General features: G+C 63.5%; 17 protein-coding genes. 13 read left to right on the top strand and 4 right to left on the bottom strand.

Going from position 1 to position 20,378, the window contains the following annotated elements; translation table 11 throughout:
- The first annotated feature begins 35 nt into the window (after nt 1–35).
- From EN935_RS02965 to EN935_RS02930, 8 genes are all read left to right on the top strand, one after another.
- Nucleotides 36–968, top strand: coding sequence for a cell wall hydrolase (locus EN935_RS02965; RefSeq protein WP_109666304.1), 933 nt, complete (start codon nt 36–38; stop codon nt 966–968).
- A gap of 92 nt (nt 969–1,060) precedes the next feature.
- Entirely contained in the window at nt 1,061–1,666 is a 606-nt protein-coding gene (gene recR, locus EN935_RS02960) for a recombination mediator RecR (protein ID WP_027039603.1), read from the top strand.
- A 26-nt stretch (nt 1,667–1,692) separates the two neighbouring features.
- The gene (locus tag EN935_RS02955; protein ID WP_245468912.1) at nt 1,693–2,943 is read left to right on the top strand and encodes a lytic murein transglycosylase; all 1,251 of its coding nucleotides are present in this window, start codon (nt 1,693–1,695) and stop codon (nt 2,941–2,943) included.
- Between the two features lie 261 nt (nt 2,944–3,204).
- The gene (locus EN935_RS02950; RefSeq protein WP_127373163.1) at nt 3,205–4,848 is read left to right on the top strand and encodes an ABC transporter substrate-binding protein; all 1,644 of its coding nucleotides are present in this window, start codon (nt 3,205–3,207) and stop codon (nt 4,846–4,848) included.
- 18 nt (nt 4,849–4,866) lie between these two features.
- The gene (locus EN935_RS02945; protein WP_109666313.1) at nt 4,867–5,928 is read left to right on the top strand and encodes an ABC transporter permease; all 1,062 of its coding nucleotides are present in this window, start codon (nt 4,867–4,869) and stop codon (nt 5,926–5,928) included.
- A complete protein-coding gene (gene nikC, locus EN935_RS02940; RefSeq protein ID WP_127264548.1) occupies nt 5,925–6,845 on the top strand; it encodes a nickel transporter permease in 921 nt (306 codons plus the stop codon). The genes EN935_RS02945 and nikC overlap by 4 nt, the downstream gene beginning before the upstream one ends.
- Nucleotides 6,842–7,687: an ABC transporter ATP-binding protein gene (locus EN935_RS02935; RefSeq protein WP_109666319.1), complete on the top strand. Its 846-nt coding sequence runs from the start codon at nt 6,842–6,844 to the stop codon at nt 7,685–7,687. Before nikC ends, EN935_RS02935 begins: the two co-directional genes overlap by 4 nt.
- Nucleotides 7,684–8,433, top strand: coding sequence for an ABC transporter ATP-binding protein (locus EN935_RS02930; protein ID WP_109666765.1), 750 nt, complete (start codon nt 7,684–7,686; stop codon nt 8,431–8,433). The genes EN935_RS02935 and EN935_RS02930 overlap by 4 nt, the downstream gene beginning before the upstream one ends.
- Before the next feature lie 395 nt (nt 8,434–8,828).
- Here EN935_RS02930 and EN935_RS02925 read toward each other — a convergent pair whose 3' ends face one another.
- Genes EN935_RS02925 through EN935_RS02915 form a run of 3 tightly spaced genes read right to left on the bottom strand, consistent with a single transcriptional unit; the run spans nt 8,829 to nt 14,136 of the window.
- Nucleotides 8,829–11,924 (bottom strand): efflux RND transporter permease subunit, encoded by a 3,096-nt coding sequence (locus EN935_RS02925; protein WP_127373162.1) that lies wholly within the window; start codon nt 11,922–11,924, stop codon nt 8,829–8,831.
- Nucleotides 11,921–13,000: an efflux RND transporter periplasmic adaptor subunit gene (locus EN935_RS02920; RefSeq protein ID WP_127373161.1), complete on the bottom strand. Its 1,080-nt coding sequence runs from the start codon at nt 12,998–13,000 to the stop codon at nt 11,921–11,923. Before EN935_RS02920 ends, EN935_RS02925 begins: the two co-directional genes overlap by 4 nt.
- Complete coding sequence (locus EN935_RS02915) at nt 12,997–14,136, bottom strand: efflux RND transporter periplasmic adaptor subunit (protein WP_127265299.1); 1,140 nt, start codon at nt 14,134–14,136, stop codon at nt 12,997–12,999. The genes EN935_RS02920 and EN935_RS02915 overlap by 4 nt, the downstream gene beginning before the upstream one ends.
- Nucleotides 14,137–14,370: 234 nt before the next feature.
- Between EN935_RS02915 and EN935_RS02910 the strand changes: the two genes are divergently transcribed.
- The gene (locus EN935_RS02910; protein WP_127265300.1) at nt 14,371–15,648 is read left to right on the top strand and encodes a 4-aminobutyrate--2-oxoglutarate transaminase; all 1,278 of its coding nucleotides are present in this window, start codon (nt 14,371–14,373) and stop codon (nt 15,646–15,648) included.
- Nucleotides 15,649–15,677: 29 nt separating this feature from the next.
- Here the strand turns inward: EN935_RS02910 and EN935_RS02905 are convergent, their stop codons facing one another.
- A complete protein-coding gene (locus EN935_RS02905; protein WP_127265301.1) occupies nt 15,678–16,931 on the bottom strand; it encodes an FAD-dependent oxidoreductase in 1,254 nt (417 codons plus the stop codon).
- 433 nt (nt 16,932–17,364) lie between these two features.
- Between EN935_RS02905 and EN935_RS02900 the strand changes: the two genes are divergently transcribed.
- From EN935_RS02900 to EN935_RS02885, 4 genes are all read left to right on the top strand, one after another.
- Entirely contained in the window at nt 17,365–18,654 is a 1,290-nt protein-coding gene (locus tag EN935_RS02900) for an imelysin family protein (protein ID WP_127265302.1), read from the top strand.
- Between the two features lie 60 nt (nt 18,655–18,714).
- Nucleotides 18,715–19,026, top strand: coding sequence for a (2Fe-2S)-binding protein (locus EN935_RS02895; protein ID WP_127265303.1), 312 nt, complete (start codon nt 18,715–18,717; stop codon nt 19,024–19,026).
- Complete coding sequence (gene bfr / locus EN935_RS02890) at nt 18,992–19,477, top strand: bacterioferritin (protein WP_109666338.1); 486 nt, start codon at nt 18,992–18,994, stop codon at nt 19,475–19,477. Before EN935_RS02895 ends, bfr begins: the two co-directional genes overlap by 35 nt.
- A 12-nt stretch (nt 19,478–19,489) precedes the next feature.
- Nucleotides 19,490–20,378 (top strand): di-heme oxidoredictase family protein (locus EN935_RS02885; protein ID WP_281040304.1); only part of this gene is annotated, 889 nt, incomplete at its 3' end.

The raw sequence follows: 20,378 nt of genomic DNA, 5'->3' as shown, positions 1-20,378 counted from the left end.
GCCTGGGGGCGGGCACGAAGTGAGAGGGTTACCTGTTGATTTCCACGCGATGGAAGACGCCGCTGTTGCTCGGCGCCGTCATTTCACCCCTGTTTTTGGCTGCCTGCAGCCAGACCACTTCGCACGGCATGTCCGTCGCCAGCCTGACCGACGCCATCACGCCGAGTTTCCTGAGCTCGCGGGCCTACAGCCATACGCCGAAGGACAAGGAATGCCTGGAACGGGCGATGTTCTTCGAGTCCAACCGCTCAAGCCGTGATGGCATGGTCGCTGTCGGCACGGTGGTGATGAACCGGCTGCGCTCCGGCAACCACGGCAGCACCATCTGCCAGGTGGTGGGCGAGCCCGGGCAGTTCGCGCCCGGCGTCATGACCAGGTCGATGAATTCGCGGGCGATGCCCGATGTCGAGGAAGCCGCCGATGCCGTGCTCAAGGGCGAGCGCAAGGCCAAGCTCAAGAACACCATGTATTTCCACACCGCCGGGCTGCGCTTCCCCTACAAGAACATGCACTACACCATGGTTGCCGGCGGCAATGCCTTCTATGAGAAGCGCGGCCGCAACTGGCAGCCGCTGCCGGATGAGCCACAGGTCGCCATTGCCTCGGCGGCACCGGAGAAGCCAGCCGCACCGGTGACGCTGGTCGCATCCGCCGAGCCGGCACATCCGGCCAAGACGACAACCGTTCGATCCGCTCCTGCCCAACAGACCTACGTGACCGCGGCCGCCGCGCCGACCGCGAAATCCGCGCGTGTCTCGGAGGAGCCGACGGTGGTGGCGATGCAGGAGCCGATGGAGGAACCGGATGCCGCTCGTTTTGGCGGAACCTTGAACGCAAGGACAAGGGTCATCTCCTCGGTTGAGGACGCGCCGCAAGAGGCGTCGATGGGATTCCAGTCGACGCCTGAGAACACCGACGCCATCGGCGCGATGATTGTCAGCCAGGGCCGGCCGCTCGAAGCCAACTGAACGAATCGCACTCCATAGGGTCCGCCAATTCAACATGGCGGATCCAGTGCTGGGCTGTTTCAAAGCGCGCTGAAAAATCCTAGATCAGAGCGATGTCCAAGCGAATCGCCGGTCCCGAGATCGAACGCCTGATCCAGCTCCTGGCCAAGGTGCCGGGGTTGGGTCCCCGTTCGGCCAGGCGCGCCGCCCTGCATCTGATCAAGAAGAAGGAACAGCTGCTGTCGCCGCTGGCTGCCGCCATGGCCGAGGCGGCCGACAAGGTGCGCATCTGCTCGACCTGCGGCAATGTCGATACATCGGACCCTTGCATGATCTGCACCGATCCGCGCCGTGATGCCGGCACCATCATCGTCGTCGAGGACGTCTCGGACCTGTGGGCGCTGGAGCGCGCGGCGGCGATGAATGTGCGCTACCACGTGCTCGGCGGCACGCTGTCGCCGCTCGACGGCATCGGCCCCGATCAGCTCAACATGCGCTCACTGGTCGATCGCGTCGCCGGTGGCGAGGTCAAGGAGATCATCCTTGCCGTCAACGCAACGGTGGAGGGCCAGACGACCGCGCATTACCTCACCGACCAGTTGTCCGGCTTCGACATCAAGGTGACGCGCCTTGCGCATGGCGTGCCGGTCGGCGGTGAACTCGACTATCTCGACGAAGGCACGCTGGCCGCGGCGCTACGCTCGCGGACGGCGTTTTGACGCAATTGGCCGGCAGGAGAAGCAAAATGATTCCTGCTTTTATGAAATCCGCCCTCGTCTTTGCCTGCCTCGTCTTTGCGGCGATGGTTTGGGCCGCTCCCGCCTCCGCTGCAATGATCGACGATCAGTTCCGCGCCTGGCTGCAAAACGACCTCTGGCCGCAAGCCAAGGCGAAAGGCATTTCCAAAAAAACCTTCGATGCCGCCTTCGATGGCATCAAGCCCAATCTGAAGCTGCCCGACCTGGTCAAGCCGGGCGAGAAGGCGACCACGCCGCAGAAACAGCACCAGGCCGAATTCGGCTCGCCCGGCGCCTATTTCGCCGACAAGACGGTTGGCGCGGTAACGGCAGGCGGACGCGCGCGTGAAGTCACCAATGCCAGGACACTTTCGGCCATCGAAAAGCGCTATGGTGTGCCGGGCGAAGTGCTGCTGGCGATCTGGGGCCGCGAGACCGGCTTCGGCGCGGCGAAGATGCCTTACGACGCTTTCGAGGTGTTGGGCACCAAGGCGTTCATGTCGACCAAGAAGGATTTCTTCCGCACCGAACTGCTTGCGGCACTCGAGCTGGTCGAGCGCGGGCTGGCCCCTGTCGGCGCGATGAAATCGTCCTGGGCCGGTGCGCTCGGCCAGCCACAATTCATGCCGACATCGTTCCTGAAACATGCCGTCGATTTCGACGGCGATGGCCGCGTCGACATTTGGAACTCGACGCCGGACGTGCTGGCCTCGATCGCCAACTATCTCGTCCATTATGGCTGGGTGAAGGGCCGCGGCTGGGGTTTCGAGGTGACCGTGCCGGAGACGGTTTCCTGCGCGCTGGAAGGTCCGGACCAGGGCAAGAAAATCTCCGAATGGGCGGCAATGGGCATCAAGCGTATTGGCGGAAAACCGTTTCCGGCCAGTGAGCTGAAGGCCGAAGGATTTTTGCTGATGCCGGCCGGGCGCAGCGGCCCGGCCTTTATCGCCACACCGAATTTCTATGTGCTGAAGGAATACAACACCAGCGACCTCTACGCGCTGTTCATCGGCCATGGCGCCGATCGTATCGCCCATGGCGATCAGAATTTTGCCGGCAGCTGGGGCGCGGTCGGCGGGCTGCACCGCTCGGACATCGCCGCCCTGCAGCGGGCGCTGGAAGCCAAGGGCTATGATGTCGGCAGCGCCGATGGCCTGCCCGGCTTCAAGACCCGCCGTTCGATCGGCACATGGCAAGCCAAGAACGGCCGGGCCGCTACCTGCTTCCCTGACGCCGACCTGGTCGCAGTGCTGAAATAGCTCCGGAATTAGTAGATTTTTCTCGATCGGCAGCCTCGATTGGCTGGCCTATGCGTCGACACCCCACCGGCCTTTCTGGCCCAATGAGCCGTCGTATAAATGCTCGTTGCCCGCCACGGGGCCGCCGGATATGGTGTTGACCAACTGGACAAAAACCGCAACGGTAAGAGATCAGAGGGGCCGTCTCCAGGCCCCGAAAAAATTCCACAACCCTGAGCCGGGAACTCAGGTCAACAAACAACAAAACAGGGAACAATCACCATGATGATGGAAAAGTTTGCTCTACGCTCCCGCTTCTTGCTCGCGGGTGCAGCCATGTCCGCGCTGCTTCTGGCCGGCGCGCCGGCTGGCGCGGTCACGCCCGCCGATACGCTGGTCGAAGGTTTCGCGATCGACGACATCATCTCCATGGATCCGGGCGAGGCGTTCGAGCTGTCGACCGCCGAGGTCACCGGCAACACCTATGATCTGCTGGTCCGTCTCGACCTCAGCGACACTTCCAAGGTCAAGGGCGACCTCGCCGAAAGCTGGACCGTCTCCGACGACGGCCTGACCTACACCTTCAAGCTCAAGCCCGGCCTCAAATTCGCTTCCGGCAATCCGATCACCGCGGCCGACGTCGCCTGGTCGTTCGAGCGCGTCATCAAGCTGGACAAGAGCCCGGCCTTCATCATCGGCCAGTTCGGCATCAGCGGCGACAACGTCACCGAAAAGGCCAAGGCTGTCGACGACGGCACCTTCCAGTTCACCGTCGACAAGGCCTATGCGCCGAGCTTCGTTCTGAACTGCCTGTCGGCAACGGTCGCTTCGGTGGTCGACGCCAAGGTGGTCAAGGAACATATCGCTGCGGTCACGCCAAGTGCCGACTACAAATGGGACAATGACTTCGGCAATGCCTGGCTGAAGACCGGCTATGCCGGCTCCGGTGTCTTCAAGCTGCGCGAATGGCGCGCCAACGAGGCTGTCGTTCTCGAGCGTAACGACAATTACTACGGCGAAAAGGCCAAGCTTGCCCGCGTCATCTATCGCAACATGAAGGAAAGCTCGGGCCAGCGCCTGGCGCTCGAAGCCGGCGATATCGACGTTGCCCGCAATCTCGAGCCGAACGACCTTGACGCCATCGCCAAGAACGCCGATCTCACCACGACCAGCGCGCCGAAGGGCACGGTCTACTACATCAGCCTCAACCAGAAGAACGCGAACCTCGCCAAGCCCGAAGTACGCCAGGCGTTCAAATATCTGGTCGACTATGACGCGCTGAGCACGACCATCCTCAAGGGCATCGGCGAGATCCACCAGACTTTCCTGTCCAAGGGCGTTCTCGGCGCCATGGACAGTAATCCCTTCAAGCTCGACGTCGCCAAGGCCAAGGAACTGTTGGCTAAAGCCGGCTTGCCGGATGGCTTCAGCGTAACCATGGATGTACGCACCGGCCAGCCGACCACCGGCATGGCGGAATCGATTCAGCAGACACTGGGACAGGCGGGCATCAAGCTGGAGATCATTCCCGGCGACGGCAAGCAGACGCTGACCAAGTACCGCGCCCGCAACCACGACATCTATATCGGCCAGTGGGGCCAGGATTATTTCGATCCGAACTCAAACGCCCAGACCTTTGCCTCGAATCCGGACAATTCGGATGCCGGCAAGTCCCACACACTGGCCTGGCGCAATGCCTGGGACATTCCGGATCTGACCAAGGAAACCGAAGCGGCCCTGCTGGAGAAGGATTCGGGCAAGCGCGCCGACATTTACAAGGATCTGCAGCAGAAGATCCTCGACACCAGCCCCTTCGTCATCATCCATCAGCAATTGGAAGTGGCTGGGCTGCGCAAGAACCTCAAGGGTTTCGCGCTTGGCCCGAGCTTCGACACCAACTTCGTCGGCCCGGTCTCCAAGGAGTGATGCCGGCGGACGCGCCGCATGAGCGCGGTTGAAAACGAGGCGGGGCGCGGCAGCGCCCGCGCCGTCGCCATTGCATCATCGCTCGGCCGTTTCCTGGTCATCGCGATAACGACCTATCTTGGTCTTCTCGCGGTGACCTTCTTCATCGGCCGTGTCATCCCGATCGACCCGGTGCTGGCGGTGCTCGGCGACCGGGCGCCGGCCAATGTCGTCGAGCGTACGCGCCGCGAAATGGGTCTCGACCTGCCGCTGATCGAGCAGTTCTATATCTATGTCAAAAATGCGCTGAGCGGTGATTTCGGCATTTCGGTGCTGACCACCAATCCTGTCATGACCGACATTCGCCGAGCGTTGCCGGCAACGACGGAACTGGCGACGCTGGGGACGCTGATCGGTGCGCTGTTCGGCGTGCCGCTTGGCGTGCTGGCCGCGGTCAGGCGCGGCAGCCTCATCGACCAGATAGTGCGCGTCATCGGCCTGATCGGCTATTCCGTGCCGATCTTCTGGCTCGGGCTGCTGGCACTGGTCCTGTTTTACGCCAAGCTGCAATGGGTCGCCTTCCCGGCGAGGCTCGACGTCGTCTACGAATACACCTTCACGCCGATCACCGGCTTCTACCTTCTCGACTCCGCGATGCAGGGGCAGTGGGACGTCTTTTACGACGCCTTCCGCCACATCATCCTGCCGGCCTCGCTGCTCGGTTATTTCTCGCTTGCCTATATCAGTCGCATGACACGCTCGTTCATGCTCAACGAGTTGACGCAGGAGTACATCGTCGCGGCGCGCGCCAAGGGCCTGTCGGAAACCCGCATCATCTGGGGCCACGCTTTGCGCAACGCGGCGGTGCCGATGGTGACGGTGATCGCGCTCTCCTATGCCGGGCTGCTCGAAGGCTCGGTGCTCACGGAAACCGTCTTCTCGTGGCCGGGCATCGGGCTCTACATCACCAACTCGCTGCAGAACGCCGACATGAATGCCGTGCTCGGCGGCACCATCGTCATCGGCTCGGTCTTCATCGCCATCAACCTTCTCTCCGACCTGCTCTACCGGGTGCTCGATCCGAGGACGAAGTCCGCATGAGCGTCGAGACCATCCAGAGCCGTCGCGACTGGCTGCTCAGCGAGCGGCCGGCCTCGCGTACCCAGGCGAGGCTCGGCCGCGCCTATGTGGCGTGGCGGCGCTTTTCCGCCAACCGGCTGGCGTTTCTCGGCCTGCTCATCATCATTGCCCTGCTGGTCGTTGCCGCGCTTGCCGGCGTGCTGGCACCTTATTCGCCGACATTCGGCGATCTGAAGAACGCACGTCTGCTGGCGCCGAGCGCCGAGCATTGGTTCGGCACTGACGATCTCGGCCGCGATATCCTTTCGCGCATTCTCTACGGCTCGCGCTGGACGCTTTATGTGGTCATCCTGGTCGCCATCATCGCCGCACCCATCGGCCTTCTGGTCGGCACCGTTGCCGGCTATGCCGGTGGCTGGACCGATGCCGTCCTGATGCGCATCACCGACATCTTCCTCGCCTTCCCCAAGCTGATCCTGGCGCTGGCTTTTGTCGCAGCGCTCGGGCCCGGCATCGAGAATGCGGTGCTGGCCATCGCCATCACCTCCTGGCCGCCTTACGCCCGCATCGCGCGTGCCGAGACGCTGACGGTGCGCAATTCCGATTACATCAAGGCGGTGCAACTGATGGGCGCCTCACCCTTCCGCATCGTGCTGCGCCACATCATGCCGCTGTGCATCTCCTCGCTGATCATCCGGGTGACGCTCGACATGGCCGGCATCATCCTGACCGCCGCCGGGCTCGGTTTCCTTGGCCTCGGCGCGCAGCCGCCGCTGCCGGAATGGGGCACGATGATCGCTTCGGGCCGCCGTTTCGTGCTCGACCAGTGGTGGGTGGCAGGTGCGCCGGGCTTCGCCATCCTGATCGTCAGCCTCGGCTTCAACCTGCTCGGCGATGGCCTGCGCGACGCGCTCGATCCGCGGAGCGGCGACCAATGAGCGGGGAGACAAAGACGCTTCTCGACGTCGACGATCTGCGCGTCAGTTTCCCGACCCGCACCGGGTTGATCGAGGCGGTGCGCGGCGTCTCCTTCTCGCTCGGCCGCGAACGGCTCGGCATCGTCGGCGAATCCGGCTCCGGCAAATCGCAGACCGGCCGCGCCATCATGGGCCTGACGCCGCCGCAGGCGCGGATATCGGCCAACAAGCTCGCCTTCGACGGCATCGACCTGCTGGCCGCATCGCCACGCGAACGCCGGAAGCTGCGCGGCAAACGCATCGCCATGATCCTGCAGGATCCGAAATACTCGCTCGACCCTGTAATGAGCATCGGCCGCCAGATCGTCGAGACTCTGCGCACCCATGAAATGGTCGGCAAAGCCGAGGCGCGCGACCGCGCGCTGGCAATGCTGGAGGCGGTGCAGATCCGTGACCCGGCCCGCGTCTTCGACCTGCATCCCCATGAAGTGTCGGGCGGCATGGGCCAGCGCGCCATGATCGCCATGATGCTGATCGCAGGACCGGAAATGATGATTGCCGACGAGCCGACCTCGGCGCTCGATGTCACCGTGCAGCTCGACGTGCTCGGCATCCTCGACCGGCTGGTCAGCGAGCGCGGCATGGGGCTGATCTTCATCTCGCACGATCTGCGCCTGGTCTCGTCCTTCTGCGACCGCGTCATCGTCATGTATGCCGGCAAGGTGGTCGAGCAGCTCAAGGCCTCCGAACTCGGCCGCGCCCAGCATCCCTACACGCGCGGCCTGCTCAACTGCATGCCCAAGATCGGCGCCGACCGTCACCCGCTGCCGGTGCTCGATCGCAAGCCGGAGTGGGCGGCATGACTTCTGCGATTGCCGTCGACAGGCTGGAAGTGATCTTCGACCGTTTTCGCGCGCTGAAGGGCGTCAGCCTCGACGTGCAGCCGGGCGAATCTTTCGGCCTGGTCGGCGAATCCGGCTCCGGCAAATCGACGCTGCTCAGGGCCATCGCCGGCCTCGCGCCGGTCGCATCGGGCAGCATCACCGTCAATGGCAAGACGCTCGGCACCCGCCGCGACAAGGCTTTCTACCGCGAAGTGCAGATGGTCTTCCAGGATCCGTACGGTTCGCTGCACCCACGCCAGACCGTCGACCGCCTGCTGCAGGAGCCGCTTGCGATCCATGGCTTTGCCGATGGCGAAAAGCGCATCCAGCGGGCGCTCGACGAGGTCGGCCTCGGCAACGGTTTTCGCTTCCGCTACTCGCACCAATTGTCGGGCGGCCAACGCCAGCGCGTGGCGATCGCGCGTGCCTTGATCCTCGAACCGTCGATCCTGCTGCTCGACGAGCCGACCTCGGCGCTCGACGCCTCGGTGCAGGCGGAGGTGCTCAATCTGCTGGAAGAGATCCGCCGGCGGCGCAAGCTGACCTTCCTCATGGTCAGCCACGACCTCGCCATCATCACCCATATGTGCGAACGGCTGATGGTGATGCAAAGCGGCGAGGCGGTGGAGAATCTGGCGGCGGCCGACCTTGTCGAGCGTCGCGTGACCAAGGACTATACGCGCAACCTGCTGAGAGCGAGCGACGGGTTTGTGAGAACCGCCTGAATTCGTCGTCCTGTGTGCAGAACCAACCGTTTTCAGGGATTCCGATGGAGGAATGGAAGTTTGCGGATCCGCCCAACCTCGCGGTGTTATCGGACAAGAGCCTATTTAGACGTGGCGACTGGATCGCATACGTTGTGCATGAAGATGATGACGACGACAGCTACAACGACGAAGGTGGCAGTTAGCAATTCTACAGCAGCGATACTCGAGATTGGGATGAACGCGAGATAATGCGCGTAGGCCTGCAAGAGGTGGTTCAACTGGATGAAACCATCCTGGAGTTGGCCGATTTGCCGAAAGGTTGGCGTGCTCGGCGTAGTTCCAAATCGTCACCGTGGCAACGCGCCAAGTCACGCCCCGTACCCTCCAACGACAACGAATGACCCGGCAAAGCCTTAAGTCTGAGCTTGCACCGGTTCGCCGCTCTCCACGGGTGGCTCGTCCCGGCCTTTCGGCTCCTTGATCCTGAACCACGTCACATAAAGCGCCGGCAGGAACAGCAGCGTGATCGCCGTGCCGGCGATGATGCCACCCATCATGGCATAGGCCATCGGCCCCCAGAACACTTCGCGCGCGATCGGGATCAGCGCCAGGCTGGCGGCCGCCGCCGTCAGGGCGATCGGCCGCATGCGGTGTTCGGTGGCCTCGATGACGGCAGCCCAGCGATCCTTGCCCTCCCGGACAAGATCCTCGATCTGCACGATCAGGATGACCGAGTTGCGGATCAGGATGCCGATCAGCGCCAGCACGCCGAGAATGGCGACGAAGCCCAGCGGCGCCCCGCTCGGCACCAGCGCGGCCACCACGCCGATCAGGCCGAGCGGCGCCACGGCGACGACCAGGAACAGGCGCTGGAAGCTTTGCAACTGCACCATCAGGATCGTTGCCATGACGAACAGCATCAACGGCACCACGGCGGCGATCGGTCCCTGGCTTTTACCGCTTTCCTCGACCGAGCCGGCGGTCTCGATGGAATAGCCCGGCGGCAGCTTGGCGATGAAGGCATCGACCGATGGTTTCAGTTCGTTGACGACCGTGGCCGGCAGCACGTCACCGACCAGGCCGGCCCGCACGGTGATCGTCGGAATACGGTCGCGCCGCCACACTGTTGGTTGCTCCAGATCGTAGCGGAAGTTGGCGACGGCGGCGAGAGGAATGGCCTCGCCGGTGCTGGTCGGCAGCTGCATGTTCTGCAACGTCTCGATCGAGCCGCGTTCGGCCCCGCGCGAGCGGGCCACGACATTGATCAGGTAGGTGGCGTCACGCACTTGCGTGATGGTAGCGCCGCCGACGGTGCTGTTGAGCGCGCTGGCGATGTCGGAAGAGGTGATGCCAAGCTGGCGTGCCTTGTCCTGCAGCACGTCGACCCTCAGCACGCGTTGCGGCTCGTTCCAGTCGAAGGTCGGCGCGGCAAGCTTGGGGTTGGCGGAAATCATACCGGCGAATTGCTGCGCCAGCCCGCGCACCGTCTGGATGTCGGGACCGCCGACACGATATTGCACCGGACGGCCGACCGGCGGTCCGAGCTCAAGCGGCTTGACGAAGGCGTCGGTGCCGACGAATTCCTCGCGCAGCAGCTTCTCCAGAGCCGGCTTCACCCGGTTGCGAGCTTCGATACTCTTGGTGACGACAACGGTCTGGCCGAAATAGGGGTTGGCCGGCTGCACGTCATAGGCCAGCACGAAGCGCACCGCGCCCTGGCCGATATAGGACGAGAAATGGTCGATGTCGGGATTGCCGACCAGCGCCCGCTGCTCGAACCGCTCCATCTGGTCGCGTGTGTCGGCGATCGAGGAATTCTGCGGCAGGTTCCAGTCGACGATCAGCTCCGGCCGATCGGACGGTGGAAAAAACTGCTGCTGTACCAGGCCGAAGCCGGCGATCGAGGCGGCAAACAACAGCACCGTGGCGATGATGGTCAGCCAATGATGGCGCACCGAGCCGACAAGCACGCGCCTGAACAGCGAGGTGAGGCGGCCGGGCTGGTCGTGATGCTTCGTCTTCATCGTTGCCGGCAAGATGGTGACGCCTAGCAGCGGCGCGAACAGCACCGCCACGATCCATGACACCAGCAGCGACACGGCGATGACGACGAACAGGGTGAAGGTGTATTCACCGGCCGCACTGTTGTTGAGGCCGATCGGGATGAAGCCGGCGACCGTCACCAGCGTACCGGTCAGCATCGGGAAGGCGGTCGAGGTGTAAACATAGGTCGCCGCTTTGCGCAGATTGTCGCCGACCTCCAGCCGCGCCACCATCATCTCGACCGCGATCATGGCGTCGTCGACCAGGAGGCCGAGCGCGATGATCAGCGCGCCGAGCGAAATGCGCTGCAACGATATCCCGAGATATTCCATGACGGTGAAGGTGATGGCCAGCACCAGCGGGATCGACAGCGCCACGACGAAGCCGGCGCGCATGCCGAGGCTGATGAAGGACACCGCGAGCACGATCGCCACCGCCTCGAACAGCGCGCGCGTAAAGCCCGAGACTGCCTCCTCGACGATGACCGGCTGGTCTGCGACCAGATGCACACCGACGCCGACCGGCAGGTCGGCCAGCACCTTGTTCATCTCCTGGTGCAGCGCCTCGCCGAATTTGAGCAGATTGGCGTTGGGTTTCATGCCGATGGCGAGTCCGATCGCATCCTGGCCGTTGAAGCGGAACAGCGCCGCCGGCGGATCGACATAGCCGCGGGTGATGGTGGCGACATCGCTCAGCCGGAAGAAGCGGTCATTGACGCGCAGATTGATGGCGCGAAGGCTGTCCTCGGAGGTGAACTGGCCGCCGACGCGCACGCTGATGCGCTCCGGGCCGGACTGGATGACGCCGGACGGCGTGATCGCGTTCTGCGCTTGCAGGCTGGCGACAATCGCTTGCTGGTTGAGGCCAAGGGCCGCGATCTGGCGGGTCGAGAATTCGAGATAGATCGCCTCGTCCTGGGCGCCGACCAGATCCACCTTGCCGGCATTCGGTACGGTCAGGATCTTTGTGCGGACATCCTCGACATAGTCGCGCAGCTGGCGCGGCGTCAGCCCGTCCGACGTGAAGGCATAGATGTTGCCGTAGACGTCGCCGAAGCGGTCGTTGAAGAACGGTCCCTGCACGCCTTGCGGGAACTGCGCCTTGATATCGTTGACCATGTTGCGCACCTGAATCCAGTTCGGCACGACATCGCGCGCCTTGGTGGTATCCTTCAGGTTGATGAAGATGACGGTCTGGCCGGCGGTGGTGACCGATTTGGTGTAATCGAGACTGTCGAGCTCCTCGAGCTTCTTCTCGATGCGGTCGGTCACCTGACGCAGCGTCTCGTTGACCGAGGCTCCAGGCCAGTTGGCCTGGATGATCATTGTCTTGATGGTGAAGGCCGGATCTTCCTCGCGGCCGAGGTTGAGATAGGAGAACACGCCGGCCACGACGAAGACCAGCATGAAGTACCAGACCAGGGAGCGGTGGTTGAGCGCCCAGTCGGAGAGATTGAAGCCCTTCATGAGGCCCCTCCCTCGGGCACTTTCACCTTTTGACCTTCGCTCAGGCTGTGGACGCCCGCCGTGACCACGCGCATGCCGGCTTCAAGCCCTCCGGCCACCGTGAACGTGCCGCCATTCTTCGACGCGACCTTGATGTCGCGCGCGCTCACACTCGATGTCTGCGGGTCGACGATCCATACTTTTTCGGCACCATCCTTTTCGAGCAGCGCCGACATGGGCAGCTCTATCTTCGGCACAACCTTGGTCATGCGGGTCGCCGTCACCGTCGAGCCGAGCCTGAAGGCCTGCGGCGGATCGGTCAACGTCAGCTTGACGCGCCGCGTGCGGGTCGAACCCTCGGATTGCGGCGCGATCTCGCGCAGCTTCGCCTCTGTCTGGATTGTCGGTAGCGATTGCAGGATGACCTGGAACGGCGTGCCGGTCGCGAGGTCGCCGGTCAATTGGTCGGGAATGTCGACCACCGCCTCGCGCAGGTCCGAGCGCGCCACGGTGACGACCGTCTGGCCGGGCGAAACCGTCTGGCCAACTTCGGCACCGACGGCGGTGACAACGCCGTCGAAATCCGAAAACAGGCGAGCGTAACCCAGCTGTTCCTGCGACTTGGCCAGCGAAGCCTTGGCCCGTTCGACACTGGCTTCCGCCGCTTTCCTTGCCTGCTGCGCGGCATCGAAGACGGCCTGCGATGTGTTGGCGGAGGCTAGCAGCTGGCGCTGGCGCTCCTCGCTGGCGGCGGCGTTGGCGAACTGCGCCTCGGCATTGGAGAGCTCGGCCTTGGCCGCTTGGACGGCCAGCTCCAGCGCGGTCGGATCAAGCGCGGCGATGGTCGTGCCTTTGCTTACGATGTCGCCGACATTGACGTCGCGCGAGACGACCCGACCAAGCAGGCGGAAGGCAAGGTCGGCGCTGACCTGCGGTTCGACTGAACCGGCGAAGCCGAAGACCTGGGTGGTGAGTGGCTCGATCACCATCGACAGCACCGGCCGGATGATCTCGGGCGGCTTTTCATCGGACTTCGAGCAGGACGCGAGCGTGCCGAGCATAAGCACGCCGAGCAGGATGGGTGGCAGCCGGCTCATTGGCTCGCTCCCGATATTTCGATCGTTTGTCCGGGGCTGAGCAATTGTCCGCCTGCGGTGACGACGCTTTGGCCTTCGTTCAGCCCGCTGGCGATCACGACCGTGCCCGAGTCGAACGCCAGCACCTCGACCGGCATCACCGTCACTGCCTTGGTCGATGGGTCGACGATCCAGACCGCCGGCTTGCCGGCGCTGGACGTCAGCGCCTGCCAGGGCAGCAGGATCGCCTTCGCCGGCCTGGCGCTGACCGAGCCGATGACGGCTGCTCCCAGCGGCATGCCGGTGGGCGTATCGGGAATGGCGACCTTGACCCGGACCGAGCCGGAAGCCGGGTCGACCGCCGGCGAGATTTCGCGCACCTTGCCCGTCGCCCTGATTTGCGGATCGGACAACAGCGTGATCGTTACCGCAGGGGACGCTGGCGTCTTGGCAACCAACGTCTCCTGCACGTTGAACACCGCGTCGCGATCGCCGTCCTCGGCGACGGTGAAGACGGTTTGCGCCGCCTGCACCACCTGGCCGGCTTCGACCTGGCGGGCGGTGATCACGCCTGCGGCCCCCGCCTTGAGTTCGGTGAAGGAGAGGTCTTGCTGAGCATTGGTGAATGCACTTTGCGCGGCATCGACGCTGCCTTGCGCCACCTTCAGCGCCTGATCGGCCGTGTCATAGTCGCGCCGGGTGGTGAAGCCCTGGGCAAGCAGTGTCTTCTGCCGCTCGAAGGCAGCGGCGGACTGTGTCAGTTGCGCTTGTGCTGCGTCGAGATCGGCCTGTGCGGAGCGCAGATCGGATTCCTGCTCCTGCGGGTCGATGCGGGCAAGCACCGCACCTGGGTCGACATGTTGGCCGACATCGACGAGCCGCTCCGCGACGCGGCCACCGACCCGGAACGACAGATTGTTCAGCGTGCGGGCCGCGATCACTCCTGTCAGCGAGGTTCTTGGCGCATAGTCGGCCATCGCCACGGTTTCGGTGCGCACCATGATGGGCAGTTTCTTTGCTGCCGCTTCCTGCTTCTGGCAGCCCGCCAGCAGAAGGGCAGCCGTGCAGGCGAAAAGCGCCGGGGCGGTTGGAAAAGACAAAAGGCTGGAGGTTTTGACCGATGGCGGCGAGACGGACGATGTCGCGTTCCTGCTCATGGGCTCCCCCAGCCGTAGGCCGCTCGTTGAGCGCGATGCCTCGCGGACATCTTGAAGATAATCGATCCCTTGGAAAAGGGAACCTACCTCGTACGCATATCGGTCGACTGGTTAAGCCGGGATCACAGGCCCAATCGCCTGCCGGTGGTGCCGACTTGAGGAAAACGTGAAATAAGGTCAGAAGACGTGTCAGCGGCATCAAACAAGAACGGGCGCCGGCCCGATGAGGATATCATGAAGAATTCAGCCATTTCCGAACGCAAGAACCAGTCGATCTCGCGCGGCGTCGGCATGACCACGCAGATCTATGCCGACCGGGCTGAGAATTCGGAGATCTGGGATGTCGAAGGCCGCCGCTACATCGATTTCTCGTCGGGCATCGCCGTCGTCAACACGGGGCACCGCCATCCCAAGGTGATCGAGGCGGTCAAGGCGCAGCTCGACCGCTTCACCCACACCTGCCATCAGGTGGTGCCCTATGAGAGCTATGTGCGGCTGGCCGAACGGCTGAATGGCATGCTGCCCGGCAAGTTCGAGAAGAAGACGATCTTCGTCACCACTGGCGCCGAGGCGGTCGAGAACGCCATCAAGATCGCCCGCAACGCCACCGGCCGCCCGGCGGTCATCGCCTTCGCCGGCGGCTTCCATGGCCGCACCTTCATGGGCATGGCGCTGACCGGCAAGGTCGTGCCCTACAAGGTCGGCTTCGGCGCCATGCCGGGCGACGTCTACCACGCGCCGTTCCCGGTGCCGCTGCACGGCGTTTCGGTCGCCGATTCGCTGGCCGCACTCGACCGGCTGTTCAAGGCCGATGTCGACCCGGCCCGCGTCGCCGCCATCATCATCGAGCCGGTTCAGGGCGAGGGCGGCTTCTACGAGGCACCACGTGACTTCCTGGTTGCGCTGCGCAAGCTCTGCGACCAGAACGGCATGCTGCTGATCGCCGACGAAGTGCAGACCGGCTTTGCCCGCACCGGCAAGATGTTCGCGATGGATCACCATGAGGTGGCGGCCGACATCACCACCATGGCCAAGAGCCTGGCCGGCGGTTTCCCGCTGGCCGCGGTCACCGGCCGCGCCGAAATCATGGATGCGCCCGGCCCCGGCGGGCTCGGCGGCACCTATGGCGGCAGCCCGATCGGCGTCGCCGCCGCGCATGCCGTGCTCGACGTGATCGACGAGGAAAAGCTGTGCGACCGCGCCAACACGCTGGGTGCGAGGCTGAAGCAGCGGCTGCAGTCGATCCGCGACGACGTGCCCGAGATCGTCGACATCAGGGGGCTCGGCTTCATGAACGCCGTCGAGTTCAACCACGTCAAGAAGGGCCTGCCATCGGCCGAGATCGCCAACGCGATCCGGCTGAAGGCACTCGACAAGGGCCTGATCCTCTTGACCTGCGGCGTCTACGGCAACGTCATCCGCTTCCTCGCGCCGATCACCATCCAGGACAGCGTCATGAACGAGGCGCTCGACATCCTGGAAAGCTCGATCCGCGAAGTCTGCGCCGCCTGATCGGTAAGGTGCCGGCCTGAGGACCGGAATTATCCCGCCGCTCTGGCGGGCTCATTCTCGAGGAAAGCGGCCAAGGCCGCTTTCAGCCCTTCGGGACCCGCCGCGATCGTCTGCGGTGTCGGCGAGAAGCCGGCGCCGAGCATCTTGCGGCCAAGCATATGGTCGCCCGGACGGTTGACCGATTCGATACCGAGCAGCCGGTCGCCGGCATAGTGGTAGATCGAGAACTTGTTGTCGGGCAGGTCGCCCAGCACGACATGGCTGTCGCCGCCGGCGGTCAGGCCGACCATCTGCAGCTTCATGTCGCCGATGTCGGACCAGAACCACGGCACCGCCGAATAGGCGTCGGCATGGCCGGTGATCGTGCGCGCGGCAAGCCGCGCCTGGTCGGTGGCGTTCTGCACCGATTCCAGCCGCACGTCGCCGCCAGTGAACCAGTGTCGGTAAGAGGCGGCGTCGCCAATGGCGAGAATCTCCGGCACCGAAGTGCGCATTTGGTGATCGACGCGGATGCCGTTGGCGATGCTGAGGCCTGCGGCCTGCGCCAGTTCGACATTCGGCACGGCGCCGATGCCGACGATGACCATACGCGCAGGCAGCCTTTCGCCTGACGAGGTGATCGCGGCCACGACATGGCCGTTTTCGCCTTCGAGCCTGGCGATCGAGGTGCCGGCGAGGATGCGCACGCCTGTCGCTTCCAGCCGTTGCCGGACATGGCTCGCCACGACCGGCGCCACGGCGCGGCCGAGCAGCCGGTCGACCGCTTCCACAACTGTCACCGTGCGGCCGGCGGCCCTCAGCGTCGCGGCGATCTCCAGCCCGATAAAACCGCCGCCGAGGATGACGACCTCGTCGCTCTGTGCGCTGAGCTCGCGGATCAGCCGCGCATCGGCCAGCGAGCGCAGCGACAGCACGCCGGACAGGTCCGAGCCGGGCAACGGTAGGGTGCGCGGGCGCGAGCCGGTCGCCAGGATCAGGTGGTCGAAGGCAAGCGCACCACCGCCTGATATCTCCAGGCTGCGGCGTCCGGCATCGATGCGATCGATCCTGACGCCCGGCCGGTAGTCGATGGCACTGCCGGTGTAGAAGGCCTCGCCACGCAGGGGTTGAGGTTTGGCCTCGGCATCCTTGATGAAGGTCTTCGACAGCGGCGGCTTGTGGTATGGCAGCTCGTTCTCGTCACCGACGAGGATCACCGGACCGTCATAGCCGTCCTCGCGCAGACTGGCGGCCGCTTGCACGCCCGCATGACCCGCGCCGACAATGACCACACCGTTCTTCATCGCATTCCAATCCGCTTCTATCCTAGGATGTCTCGCCAAGTGGCAATTGTCTGGCGCCGCCGCAAGAGAGCTTTTGCGGGTCGCACCCGGAATGGCGGCTGTCAATCGTACAGTTCAGTTGCAAGACCGGTGCAGGAAGAGGCGTAAAGTTGACAGTTGTAGTTTAGAATAATTCTAAACTGTTGTTTCAATTGACTTTTCTTGCGGATTGTCATTGACATCCGACGATGTCGCAGCTTTATGGAAGCTCGCGCGTCAGCGCATCCCTTTAATGTCTGGGCCTTGAACCCTTTCGATTGGAGGCATTTTGGTGTCTTTCTTCCGCGAACCGCGCGATGGCGCGGCATCTCTTGCGCCCAATGGCATGCCTATGGCGTGGCGCCCGTTGCCGCGCGCGCCGTTTACAGAAATTCCGAGAAACTGGAGAGCGATTATGACAGCACGATATGGCGGCAGGCTTGCCGCGATCGGCGCCACGGCCCTGCTGACGGCGGCGGTTTTCGTGTTGCCGGCAAAGGCGGAAGCCGACGTGAAGGCGGTCATCAAGACCTATTCCGACATCGCGTTGGCCAAGTACGAGGATTCGCTGACCACCGCGCAGGCACTCGACAAAGCGGTCGACGCATTGCTCGCCACGCCATCGGTGGAAACCCTCAACGCTGCCCGAGAGGCATGGAAAGCATCGCGTGTGCCTTACCAGCAGACCGAGGTCTATCGTTTCGGCAACAAGATCGTCGATGACTGGGAAGGCGAGGTGAATTCCTGGCCGCTGGACGAAGGCCTGATCGACTACGTCGCCAAGAGCTACGGCACCGAATCGGACGCGAATTCGCTCTATACGGCCAATGTGATCGCCAACAAGGAGATCGAGATCAACGGCAAGAAGGTCGATGCCTCGAAGCTTTCGCCGGAATTCCTGTCCGGCACGCTGCAGCAAGCCGGCGGCATCGAAGCCAACGTTGCCACCGGCTATCACGCCATCGAATTCCTGCTCTGGGGCCAGGACCTGCATGGCACCGGCCCGGGCGCCGGCGAGCGGCCCTATACGGACTATGATCTCAAGAACTGCACCGGCGGCAATTGCGACCGCCGCGCCCAGTATCTGAAATCGGCGACTGACCTTCTGGTCTCCGACTTGCAGAAGATGGTCAATGACTGGAAGGAGGACGGCGCCGCACGCAAAAACCTCGTCGATGGCGAGCCGAACACCGCCATCTCGATCATCTTCACCGGCATGGGCTCGCTGTCCTATGGCGAACTGGCCGGCGAACGCATGAAGCTCGGCCTGCTGCTGCATGACCCGGAAGAGGAGCAGGACTGCTTTTCCGACAACACCTACAACTCGCATCTCTACGACGCCATCGGCATTCGCGCCGCCTATCATGCCAGCTATGCCAGGCTCGACGGCACCGTCGTTTCGGGTCTCTCGGTGGCCGATATGGTGAAGGCAGCCGATCCGGCGATCGACAAGGAACTGTCGGACAAGCTCGATGTCACCGTCGCCAAGATGGAGGCGATCAAGGCGCGGGCACTGGCGGGCGAGGCTTATGACCAGCAGATCGCCGAGGGCAACACGCAAGGCAATGCCACCGTACAGGCAGCGATCGACGCACTGATCGACCAGACCAAGTCGATCGAACGCGCCGTTGGCACTCTCAAGCTTAACGCCATCGCCTTCGAGGGCTCCGACAGCCTCGACGCACCCGACAAGGTGTTCAAGTAAGCGCCGTCAGGGTAAATACAGCCACACGGCGCGGGAGGCGCCGTCAGCCAGAGCAAACTAATGCTGATCTGCCATTGCAACATCATCACGGAGAAGGAGATCGAGCAGGCGATCATCGGGCTGCTGGACCAGGATCCCTGGCAGCTGATCGTGCCGGCGAAGATCTATCATGCCATGCAAAAGCGCGGTCGCTGTTGCGGCTGCTTCCCAAATGTGGTCGAAACGATCATTCGGGTCACCGAAAATTACCACGCCCGCTCGGAGGCGAGCGACGTGGATATCGTTTCACATCTGGATCGCGTCAGAGGCCTGCGCGTCCAATACGGGAGCAGAAATCATGAAAGGCGATCCGCAGGTCATCGAGCGGCTTAACGAGGCCCTTTTTCTGGAACTCGGCGCCGTCAATCAGTACTGGGTGCATTTTCGTCTGCTGGAGGACTGGGGATACGCCAGGCTGGCCAAGAAGGAGCGGGCGGAATCGATCGAGGAGATGCACCATGCCGACAAGCTCGTGGCCCGGATCATCTTCCTTGAAGGCCATCCGAACCTGCAGTCCCTGGCGCCGCTGCGCATCGGGCAGAACGTCAAGGAAGTGCTCGAATCTGATCTCGCTGGCGAGTATGACGCGCGCACCGCATACAAGCGTTCGCGCGAGATCTGCGAGGAAGCGGGTGACTATGTGACCATGAAATTGTTCGAGGAATTGCTGACTGACGAGGAAGGTCACATCGACTTCCTTGAGACGCAACTCGACCTGCTCGCCTCGATCGGCGAGGAAAAATACGGCCAGCTCAACGCCGCATCGGCGGACGAGGCGGAGTAAAGGCATGCGGGAATGCGGCGCCTGCTAGAGTTCGTGCGCCGCTCGCGGCGGGCCGATGGCTCGCCGCACCTCGAGAAGACGCCGGCCAGACTGGCGCGTCGGCGCTGCGTCTTCCTCGTGGTGGCGCTCACCTCTTCCGCAATGGCCGGTGATCTTCAACCTGCCGGCCTCACCACCACACGCTCCGACCTCAATCCAAAGGATCAGGCGCGCGTCACCGCCATCACCAGGCCGACGACGGATTTTTCCAAACCCGAGCAATTCGAACTGATGCAAGGTGGCGCCGGCACGTCCAGAAAAGACGTCAACCGCGATTCCTTCTCGCAACCCTCGGCCAACATCACCTTCGAGGAAGAGGGCGACTTCAAGCTCGGCAATGCGCTTTTCCGCAAGAACTGGGTGTCGTCGCCATCCTCGACGCAGGCGTCGGATGGGCTCGGCCCGCTGTTCAACGAACGCGCCTGCCAGAACTGTCATCTGAAGGATGGCCGCGGCCGTCCGCCGCAAGGCGACACCGGCACGACGTCGATGTTCCTGCGGTTGGCCCGCGAGGCAAGCAGCGAGGAGGAGAAAGCCGAGCTTGCCGACCATAAGGTGCTCAATTTCCCCGACCCGGTCTACGGCACGCAATTGCAGGAACTGGCCGTCCCCGGCCTGCGCGGCGAAGGCAGGATGCATGTCGACTATCAGAAACGGCAGGTGACGCTTGCCGACGGCACCGTGGTCTCCCTGCGCAAACCAAGCTATTCGGTTGTCGATCCTGCCTATGGCCCGCTCGATCCGCGCACCACGCTGTCGCCGCGCCTGACGCCGCCGATGATCGGCCTTGGCCTGATCGAACAGATCGCACCGGCGGACATTCTTGCCCGAGCCGACCCGGACGACCGGGACGGTGACAGCA

Source organism: Mesorhizobium sp. M7D.F.Ca.US.004.03.1.1 (genome assembly GCF_003998635.1).
GTDB classification, from domain to species: domain Bacteria; phylum Pseudomonadota; class Alphaproteobacteria; order Rhizobiales; family Rhizobiaceae; genus Mesorhizobium; species Mesorhizobium loti.
The sequence above is the reverse complement of the archived record's forward strand: the minus strand, read 5'-3'. Positions and strand labels throughout refer to the sequence as shown.

What these genes read in the sequence shown, in the direction of transcription:
- recR (WP_027039603.1), top strand. Translation starts at nt 1,061, where the DNA reads ATGTCCAAGCGAATCGCCGGTCCCGAGATCGAACGCCTGATCCAGCTC.
- EN935_RS02955 (WP_245468912.1), top strand. Translation starts at nt 1,693, where the DNA reads ATGATTCCTGCTTTTATGAAATCCGCCCTCGTCTTTGCCTGCCTCGTC.
- EN935_RS02950 (WP_127373163.1), top strand. Translation starts at nt 3,205, where the DNA reads ATGATGATGGAAAAGTTTGCTCTACGCTCCCGCTTCTTGCTCGCGGGT.
- EN935_RS02945 (WP_109666313.1), top strand. Translation starts at nt 4,867, where the DNA reads ATGAGCGCGGTTGAAAACGAGGCGGGGCGCGGCAGCGCCCGCGCCGTC.
- nikC (WP_127264548.1), top strand. Translation starts at nt 5,925, where the DNA reads ATGAGCGTCGAGACCATCCAGAGCCGTCGCGACTGGCTGCTCAGCGAG.
- EN935_RS02935 (WP_109666319.1), top strand. Translation starts at nt 6,842, where the DNA reads ATGAGCGGGGAGACAAAGACGCTTCTCGACGTCGACGATCTGCGCGTC.
- EN935_RS02930 (WP_109666765.1), top strand. Translation starts at nt 7,684, where the DNA reads ATGACTTCTGCGATTGCCGTCGACAGGCTGGAAGTGATCTTCGACCGT.
- EN935_RS02925 (WP_127373162.1), bottom strand. Translation starts at nt 11,924, where the DNA reads ATGAAGGGCTTCAATCTCTCCGACTGGGCGCTCAACCACCGCTCCCTG.
- EN935_RS02920 (WP_127373161.1), bottom strand. Translation starts at nt 13,000, where the DNA reads ATGAGCCGGCTGCCACCCATCCTGCTCGGCGTGCTTATGCTCGGCACG.
- EN935_RS02915 (WP_127265299.1), bottom strand. Translation starts at nt 14,136, where the DNA reads ATGAGCAGGAACGCGACATCGTCCGTCTCGCCGCCATCGGTCAAAACC.
- EN935_RS02910 (WP_127265300.1), top strand. Translation starts at nt 14,371, where the DNA reads ATGAAGAATTCAGCCATTTCCGAACGCAAGAACCAGTCGATCTCGCGC.
- EN935_RS02905 (WP_127265301.1), bottom strand. Translation starts at nt 16,931, where the DNA reads ATGAAGAACGGTGTGGTCATTGTCGGCGCGGGTCATGCGGGCGTGCAA.
- EN935_RS02900 (WP_127265302.1), top strand. Translation starts at nt 17,365, where the DNA reads ATGACAGCACGATATGGCGGCAGGCTTGCCGCGATCGGCGCCACGGCC.
- EN935_RS02895 (WP_127265303.1), top strand. Translation starts at nt 18,715, where the DNA reads ATGCTGATCTGCCATTGCAACATCATCACGGAGAAGGAGATCGAGCAG.
- bfr (WP_109666338.1), top strand. Translation starts at nt 18,992, where the DNA reads ATGAAAGGCGATCCGCAGGTCATCGAGCGGCTTAACGAGGCCCTTTTT.